Raw genomic sequence first — 8,312 nt, 5'->3', positions numbered from 1 at the left:
ATTACTGGTGCAAGTTGGCAATCTTGTAATGTACCGCAAGTCCTTCGTCATCGCTGTGCTTATCTAAATGGTTGCCTTTTTTAACTTTTTTATTGATCTCATTAAGCATTTCTACTTATTGCAAAGGTGAGATGCTCCCTAACTTCTGTCCCTCACCAGATATGATAATATAGATTGATGGTTATAGGTTAATTGATAAAAACTTTTTTTACCATTAAATTGGGCTGTTAGTTGAACCTCTAAGGGAAATTTATCGGTATCTAAGGGAAAAGGTGTGGCTCCTTTTTTTTATATCGCCTCAGCCACGCGGTCAATATCTAGTGCCTTAACAAGAGTTTGGCAAGCATTGCTATAACCCACTTCCCACTTCCCGCTCTACTAAGCCCAATCGTGTTAAACTAATGTAGTTTTTGCCGAAACAGTTAAGTGAGTTTAACAATGGATAAAAATGAATGGATTAGTAGATTCGATGATTTAATTTGTAGTCCTTCGATTCGAGAGTTTTATGGTGAAAGAGAGTTTTTTAATGTCGGTTATTGGCTCTCCCATACCCAAGATCAACAGGAAGCATCCTCTACTCTGATGGAGAAACTTTTAGAATTTATTCCCAACAAACAGGGAACAATTCTTGATGTTGGCTGTGGTTTGGGAGCAACTACCCATTATCTTCTCAAATATTACCCATTGACAGCAATTGTGGGGATTAACATTTCTCCGACACAAATTGCCAGAAGTCTCTTGAATTTTCCCGAGGGTAAATTTCTGTTAATGGACGCAGTAGAGATGGATTTTGCTGATCATTCTTTTGAGCAAATTATTTGTGTAGAAGCGGCTTTTTATTTTAATACCAGGCGGCAATTCTTCCAAGAAGCTTGGCGAGTATTAAAGCCGGGGGGAACCTTAATTCTCTCAGATCTGAGTTTTGCCACAACAGAACTTTTAGGGGATTGGACAGTTCCCCAAGCAAACACGGTCAAAGATAGGGCAGAGTATCAAAATCTTTATCAACAGGCAGGGTTTAAAGATGTTCAATTTGTCGAGGTGACGGAGGAGTGCTGGTTCAGACATTTTCGCCATCTTAAGTCTTGGTTAACAGAGGAATTGCAATCGGGAAAATTAGACGAAGAAACCTATAATTTAAACATTAATGCTCTGGATAATTTGCTAAGTTCCTCGGCCATAACTTATTGGTTAGTTGCTGCCCAAAAGCCAGTCAATATACTGTAATAGTTGTAAGTTTTTCTTGAATTTTTGGAGACAAAAAAATGTTTGATTCCTTATCGGGTAAAAAAGTCGTTATTATTGGTGCAAGCTCTGGGATTGACCTAGGGATTGCCGAAAAATTGCTCTCCCTGGGGGCAAAAGTGGTGCTTTCCCATGCTTCTCAAGAGAAATTAGCTGCCGCTGTTGCCCTAATTTCCGGGGAGATTGAAGCCAAAACTGTTAATTTTTTAGAAGAAGATTCTGTTAATGCCTTTTTTGCAGAAATTGGCAACTTTGACCATTTAGTAGTCACCTCTCTCGGAGACAGAAATATGCCGCGAGCCTTATTAACCGCAATGACCACAGAAACGGCCCGGGGAGGTATGGAGAAATTCTGGGCAACCTTTTTAGCAGTGCGTGGCTCCCTGAAAACTTTGGCCAAGGACGGTTCTATTACCCTGACATCCAGCGTCACTATGTTCAAATATTCCAAAATGGGCGGAATTTCCGTCATAGCCGCCGCTAATAGTGCCGTAGCCGTATTTGGACGCGCCCTCGCCCTAGAACTCGCTCCTATTCGCGTTAACGTTGTTGCCCCCGGATTAATAGAAGATACAAGCATCTGGACCAGTCAAGGTGATTCGGAACGCTCCGACCTGAGCAAATGGGCGGTTTCTGCTCTACCTGTCGAACATTTAGGGCAACCCGAAGAAGTCGCCCTAGCAGTATTGAGTTTGATTATCAACCCCTATATGACAGGGGTGGTTTTACCCGTGGACGGTGGAGTTACTCTTTAATCCCTAACCGGACTTAAACCCTCAACCCGGGAAAGTGATACTAAATCCTCTTTAAAGGGTATAGGAGGGAGTGGGAAGCGGGTTTTTAAAGTTGCATTAAGGGTTGATCATAGTACATAGGTTCGATTTTGCGATCGCTTGTCAGCCGCGCTCGATCGATGTTATTATGACTATCTCTCTAGGCTTTCTGTATTTTTTCCTCTCGGTGGGATGTTTTCCTGTATGCTGGTAATAGTTTCCTTTTTTTATCCGCATATCTCCCACCCCTATGGTCGATAGTCTTCCCCTACGCAATTTAAAATATTATTGTGAAAGATTCGCATCTTTGAATGTTAATGTTAGTAAAAAAAGAGGTAATGCTCAATATAAACCAATTTTACTTTTATCAGTTATCGATCTAATTTCACAGGGATTAATCACGGAAAATAAAATTTTTGTTTCGGATGAATTAATTAATACATTTAATAAATACTGGAATGTTTTATCGTCTCAATACGAGGGGGGGTTGTATTATCCATTTTTTCACTTACAAAGCGAAGGATTCTGGTATTTAAGATTAAAGCCAGATTTTAATGGGCTACAGCCAAAGTCAATGAAAAAACTCAAATTAGCTGTAGAATATGCCTCATTAGATGAGGATTTATATAATTTGCTTCAAGACCAAAATTGTCGTCAAGAATTAATAGACACTTTAATATCAGTATGGTTTTTATCATCTCAAAAAGAAATTAGTGAAATATTGACTATTAACACTAACTTGCAGGATGTAAGTACGGAAGAATTATCAATATTCGATAATGTAGAACAGGAGAAAAAATTCTACCTACGAAAATCTTTAATAAGAAGTGCTTTTTTTCGTAAAGCAGTCGTTTATATATATAATTATCAATGCTCTTTTTGTGGTCTTAAAGTAATCCACTCCTTGACACAAAGTATTGTCGATGGCGCACATATCAAACCTTTTGCTAAATTCTATAATAACCAGATAAACAATGGTTTATCTCTGTGTAAAAATCATCATTGGGCATTTGATCAAGGATTATTCACAATTGATAATCAATACAAAATTATTATCACAGAAGATTTTGAAGAAGTTTCACCGAACGCAAAGTCTATAAAAGATTTTCATGGTGAGAATCTTATACTGCCTGATAATCACGAATATCTGCCTAATCTTGAATCCGTAAAATGGCATAGAGATAATATATTTAAAGGTTAAATTTATGAGAAATAATGTTATTTTTGGCGAGCAAACACAGATAAATATTTTTCCTTCTAGAACTGTTGATGACTTTGTTATAGACGTTGAAATAATTACAAAAGAAATTCAAAGTTTATATCTTTCTAACAGTATTCCATTTGTTATAGGTTACTCAGGAGGAAAAGATAGTAGTGCTGTTGTTCAGTTAATTTGGAATGCAATCAGCAAACTTTCCATCGAGGAGCGTCATAAAAAAATTTATGTAATGACTACAGATACTCAAGTTGAAAATCCTCTTGTATCTACTTGGGTTAAACAATCTTTAGCCAGAATGAAAAATGAAGCTAAAATGCAGCAGATGCCTGTAGAACCTTATTTATTACGCCCAGAAATAAAAGATACTTTTTGGACTTGTTTAATTGGTAAAGGCTATCCTGCACCTCGTCATGGATTTCGTTGGTGTACTGAAAGACTAAAGATAACACCAACAAATCATTTTATTCGTCAGCAAATTCGAGAAAATGGCGAAGTTATTCTTATGCTCGGTACAAGAAAGGCTGAGAGTAATAAACGTGCTTCAACAATGAATAAATATGAAATTAATAGCTTTCAAGAACAACTTAATCTTAAGGAGAATATTAGTAAACCATTGCGCTATAGTGGTAGCCTTCCCAATGCAATTATTTATAGCCCTTTAGAAGATTGGCGTACTGATGAAGTATGGATGTACTTAATGCAGTGGGAAAATCCCTGGGGAGGAGATAACAAAGAATTATTAGCAATGTATAGAGGAGCGACTGCGGATAATGAATGTCCCCTAGTGGTAGATACTTCCACTCCTAGCTGTGGAGATTCGCGCTTAGGTTGTTGGGTGTGTACGTTGGTGAATAAAGATAAATCGATGGAGGCAATGATACAGAATGACGAAGAAAAAGAATGGTTACAACCGCTTTTAGAGCTTCGCAACGAATTAGATATAGAAGATGACCGACCAAAACGGGATTTTCGCCGTATCTTTGGGAAAGTACAATTATTTGAAAGAAACTTAAATGGAGAAATATCGATCGAACCCATACCGGGACCCTATACTAAAAAATGGCGAGAATATTGGCTGAGAAGGGTATTAGAAGCTCAGGAGAGCGTGCGTACTAATGCCCCAGAGGAGATGAAAGATATTACCCTAATTACCACGGAGGAACTCAGCGAAATTCGCCGGATTTGGAGGGAAGAAAAGCACGAATTTGATGACCAATTACCGAAGATTTATAAACAAGTGACTGGAGAAACTTTTCAAGACCCGCGACCGGGAGCGGATAATAATCTTTTGGGGAGTGAAGAATGGGATATACTCGCGGATATCTGTGCCGAGGATTCCATGCACCTAGAATTATTGGCTAAACTTATCGATACAGAACGTCAATATTTTCTCAAAATCTCTCGCAAGGGTATTTACAAAGACCTAGAAAAATGCTTTGAGTCTAGTTCTCGTAGTAAAGAGGAAGCGATCGAAAATGCTCGTTATGTCTATGATCTAAAGAATGCCGCTCAAAGTGGCAATATTGCTCAGGTGAAAGAACAACTCAAAGAGAGTTTTAGTGAACCGGAAAAAGACCCGCAAAAACAGTTAACTTGGGCCAGTATGAAATTCCCTACAAACGTTGAGGAGGAAGAATAACGGGTTTATGTAGGGTTTGCTGAATAAATCTAACAACCTTGTTGGATAAGGTTTTTAGACTTTTTTTCCCTCAAAAAGTGCCGACCATTGGAGTGATTGGGGGGAAAATCCCTGGACTTTTTCCCTGAAAATTAGGTAATTGACCACCTGAAAATGGGTAAAACCCCACACCCCACACCCCACACCCCACACCCTACCCCCACGAAAAACTTTTTGCCGCAAACCCTATGTAAACTGGCGATCGAGTGGACCATCAATAAAATTACTGTTTCCCGATGACGAGATGAAACCCTACCAAAAAATTCCTATTCGTGAATGTGGGGAACCCCTAGTACCTATACCCGCAGATAAATTTGTTATCCCTTCTCCCCATGCTTACGAGAAATTAGGGGCTAATTATCGGGGTAAATCTCCCTATTTTTTGCGACAAGGGGTGTTAAATGCCCTAATTGATGCTCAAAACCGTCTGCAAGTCTATCAACCCGGTTGGCAAATTTTGATTTTTGATGCCTATCGACCGATCGAAGTGCAACAATTTATGGTCGATTATAGTTTTCAGACTCTCCTAGACACAAAAGGATTAGCCAAAGAGAAACTATCGGAGGCAGAAAGTCAAGCGATTTTAACAGAAGTTTACACTATTTGGGCGGTTCCCAGCGATAATGCCGCCACTCCGCCTCCCCATAGTACCGGAGCGGCGATCGATATTACCCTGGTGGACGAGAAGGGACAAGCCATCCCCATGGGGGGAGAAATCGATGAGATCAGTGAGCGATCGCATCCCGATTATTATATCGCCGCAAAAAGCCCGCGAGAACAGAGTTATCATCAAAAACGAGTTTTATTGGCTAAAGTGATGGAGGAGGCGGGATTTAGCCGACATAAGGGGGAATGGTGGCATTTTTCCCTAGGGGATCAGATGTGGGCCTGGTCGCTCGATCGAGCCTACGCCATCTATGGCAGAGTGGAGGATTAAGTAGGGTTTGCGGCAAAAAGTTTCTTGTGGGGACAGGGTGTGGGGTGTAGGGTTTTACAGATTTTGAGGGGGTCAATTACCTAATTTTCAGGGGAAAAGTCCAGGGATTTTCCCCCCAATCACTTCCGTCGCCGGTACTTTTTGATTGACAAAAAGTCTAAAAGTCTTACCCAATAAGGTTTTTAGATTTATTCAGCCAACCCTAGATCAATACTGATATACTAACAAAAGAAGACTCAAAGCTTAGACCAGCTTCTGATCGATGATCGCCAAGATTTGATCAACAAAAGCTTGGTGATCAACCACTGGTTTAGAAATATAACCATCGGCCTGACTCTGCTTGAGAAAATTCTCTCGATCGCCCTCCATAGCGTGAGCAGTGACGAGAATAACGGGTAAATCGGCGGTTTCGGGGTTAGCTTTGAGAATTTGGCTGATTTTAATGCCATCTACCGCTTTCCCTTCATAGACACTATGGGAGAGGGAGACATCCATTAAGATCACGTCCGCTTCCTTATCCCGAGCAATACGAAGCACTTCTTCCACGTCTTCGGTCCCTTTAACCTCTAGACCACCTCGTTTGGTCAAAATTTTGGCAAAAACGCGAAAATTAATCGGGTCGTCTTCTACAATCAAAACAGTCGTCATAGGGATGCTCAGGGATAAACAAGGTTAAAACGGGCAAAATGCCTTATGATTCACAGCTAGACAGATTGAAAACGAGAGACTCATGGCCAAACAACTGGATTTCTTAGCTAGTGGTCAAATTATACCCACGGCCTTACACCAAGAGATGGAACGATCCTATCTAGAATATGCCATGAGTGTGATCGTGGGGCGAGCCTTGCCGGATGTACGCGATGGACTAAAACCAGTGCATCGTCGCATATTATACGCTATGCACGAACTGGGTTTAACTCCCGATCGCCCTTTTCGTAAATGTGCGCGGGTGGTGGGGGATGTCTTGGGTAAATATCATCCCCACGGCGATCAGTCAGTGTACGAGGCACTGGTTCGTATGGTACAGGATTTTTCCAGTCGTTACCCACTTTTATCGGGCCATGGTAACTTTGGTTCGATCGATAACGACCCCCCGGCGGCCATGCGTTATACAGAAACCCGTTTGGCCGGCATCGGTGATCAGGCGGTTTTGGGGGGAATTAGCGAAGCTATCGTTAATTTTAGCAGTAATTTTGATAATTCTCAACAGGAACCCGTTGTTTTACCCGCTCAGTTACCGATACTGATTCTTAATGGTTGTTCAGGTATTGCGGTGGGGATGGCGACTAATATTCCTCCCCATAATTTAGGGGAAGTGGTGGAAGGTTTAATCGCTTTGATTGATAATCCCGATTTAAGCGAGGAAAAGTTAGTAGAAATTATCCCCGGGCCCGATTTTCCCACGGGAGGCGAGATTTTAGATGATACCGGCATTCGGGAGGCTTATCGCACCGGTAGGGGGATTATTCCCGTGCGCGGAGTGGCGAAAACTGAAACAATTATCATTGAGGGCAAGCGCCGAAGGGAAAGGACGGCAATTGTGGTTACTGAGTTGCCTTTTCAGGTGAATAAGGCGGCATGGATCGAAAAAATCGCCGAATTAGTCAATTTAGGGAAATTGGAGGGAATTGCCGATATCCGCGATGAAAGTAATCGCGAAGGCATTCGGGTGGTGATTGAATTAAAGCGGGAAAGTCAACCGCAGCAGGTTTTGGCGGCTTTATACCAACAAACGGCCCTACAGACTAATTTTGGGGCGATTATCCTCGCTTTGGTCGATAATCAACCCCGGCAGTTATCTTTAAAACAAGTTTTACAGGAATTCTTGCGCTTTCGAGAAACGACTCTCACCCGTCAGTATGGCGATGAGTTGCAACAGGCCAGCGATCGCTTACACTTAGTGGAGGGTTTATTATTAGCTTTGCAGAATATCGATCGAGTGGTGGATATTCTCAAAAATGCTCCCGATGGGACGACGGCTAAGTACCGTTTTCAGGCAGAATTGGGCATTAGTGACGCTCAAGCTGATTCTATCTTGGCTATGCCCCTACGTCGTTTAACCGGTTTGGAAAGACAAAAGTTAGAGACGGAAGCGACGGAATTACAAACAAAAATTCAACAGTTAGAAACCCTCCTCCATAACCGTCAGGAGTTTCTCAAGTCTCTGAAAAAAGAATTGCGCTCTTTAAAGAAAAAATTCGCCGATAGCAGACGGACAAAAATTCCCACTGGCAAGTCGGGGGACAGGAGACAGGAGACAGCAGGGAAGAAACAGGATTCTGTTGTTAAAAAACAGGAGACAGTCCCGATGAAAAAATTTTCACCACCAGAGACGAAAGAGGTTTCCTTACCTACACCCCACACCCCACACCCCACACCCCACACCCCACACCCCACACCCCACACCCCACACCCCACACCCCACACCCCACACCCCACACCCCACACCCCACACCCCAC

Annotated in this window: 8 protein-coding genes and 1 pseudogene; 7 read left to right on the top strand and 2 right to left on the bottom strand. The window is 41.8% G+C overall.

Annotation, left to right across the window (positions count from 1 at the left end):
• Positions 1–150: 150 nt before the first annotated feature.
• Positions 151–360 (bottom strand): annotated as a pseudogene (locus O9332_RS27885) (MvdC/MvdD family ATP grasp protein); the annotation flags it as partial.
• A gap of 78 nt (positions 361–438) precedes the next feature.
• Between O9332_RS27885 and O9332_RS00845 the strand changes: the two are divergent.
• From O9332_RS00845 to O9332_RS00820, 6 genes are all read left to right on the top strand, one after another.
• Positions 439–1,227 carry a class I SAM-dependent methyltransferase gene (locus O9332_RS00845; RefSeq protein ID WP_002761744.1) on the top strand — a complete coding sequence of 263 codons (789 nt, stop codon included), beginning with the start codon at positions 439–441 and terminating at the stop codon, positions 1,225–1,227.
• A gap of 38 nt (positions 1,228–1,265) precedes the next feature.
• Entirely contained in the window at positions 1,266–2,000 is a 735-nt protein-coding gene (locus tag O9332_RS00840) for an SDR family oxidoreductase (RefSeq protein ID WP_288023283.1), read from the top strand.
• Between the two features lie 268 nt (positions 2,001–2,268).
• Positions 2,269–3,219: an HNH endonuclease gene (locus O9332_RS00835; RefSeq protein ID WP_353852214.1), complete on the top strand. Its 951-nt coding sequence runs from the start codon at positions 2,269–2,271 to the stop codon at positions 3,217–3,219.
• A 4-nt stretch (positions 3,220–3,223) separates the two neighbouring features.
• Complete coding sequence (gene dndC / locus O9332_RS00830; RefSeq protein WP_288023280.1) at positions 3,224–4,876, top strand: DNA phosphorothioation system sulfurtransferase DndC; 1,653 nt, start codon at positions 3,224–3,226, stop codon at positions 4,874–4,876.
• A 153-nt stretch (positions 4,877–5,029) separates the two neighbouring features.
• Positions 5,030–5,155, top strand: coding sequence for a hypothetical protein (locus O9332_RS00825; RefSeq protein ID WP_288023284.1), 126 nt, complete (start codon positions 5,030–5,032; stop codon positions 5,153–5,155).
• A 4-nt stretch (positions 5,156–5,159) separates the two neighbouring features.
• A complete protein-coding gene (locus tag O9332_RS00820; protein WP_002761763.1) occupies positions 5,160–5,852 on the top strand; it encodes a M15 family metallopeptidase in 693 nt (230 codons plus the stop codon).
• Between the two features lie 243 nt (positions 5,853–6,095).
• On the opposite strand, the gene O9332_RS00815 is transcribed toward O9332_RS00820, so the two are convergent.
• Complete coding sequence (locus O9332_RS00815) at positions 6,096–6,500, bottom strand: response regulator (RefSeq protein WP_002761765.1); 405 nt, start codon at positions 6,498–6,500, stop codon at positions 6,096–6,098.
• Between the two features lie 82 nt (positions 6,501–6,582).
• On the opposite strand from O9332_RS00815, the gene O9332_RS00810 reads away from it, so the two are divergent.
• Positions 6,583–8,312: DNA gyrase/topoisomerase IV subunit A (locus O9332_RS00810; protein ID WP_288023277.1), on the top strand; the 1,730-nt coding region annotated here is incomplete at its 3' end.

Origin of the sequence: Microcystis sp. LE19-10.1B, from assembly GCF_027530565.1 — a bacterium.
In the GTDB taxonomy this organism is placed as follows: Bacteria; Cyanobacteriota; Cyanobacteriia; order Cyanobacteriales; family Microcystaceae; genus Microcystis; species Microcystis aeruginosa.
Note: the sequence above shows the minus strand (reverse complement) of the source record. Positions and strands in the feature narration are given on the sequence as shown.

Excerpts from the sequence above, each read along its gene's own strand:
- dndC (WP_288023280.1), top strand. The coding sequence starts at position 3,224 with ATGAGAAATAATGTTATTTTTGGCGAGCAAACACAGATAAATATTTTT.
- O9332_RS00815 (WP_002761765.1), bottom strand. The coding sequence starts at position 6,500 with ATGACGACTGTTTTGATTGTAGAAGACGACCCGATTAATTTTCGCGTT.
- O9332_RS00835 (WP_353852214.1), top strand. The coding sequence starts at position 2,269 with ATGGTCGATAGTCTTCCCCTACGCAATTTAAAATATTATTGTGAAAGA.
- O9332_RS00840 (WP_288023283.1), top strand. The coding sequence starts at position 1,266 with ATGTTTGATTCCTTATCGGGTAAAAAAGTCGTTATTATTGGTGCAAGC.
- O9332_RS00845 (WP_002761744.1), top strand. The coding sequence starts at position 439 with ATGGATAAAAATGAATGGATTAGTAGATTCGATGATTTAATTTGTAGT.
- O9332_RS00820 (WP_002761763.1), top strand. The coding sequence starts at position 5,160 with ATGAAACCCTACCAAAAAATTCCTATTCGTGAATGTGGGGAACCCCTA.
- O9332_RS00825 (WP_288023284.1), top strand. The coding sequence starts at position 5,030 with ATGGGTAAAACCCCACACCCCACACCCCACACCCCACACCCTACCCCC.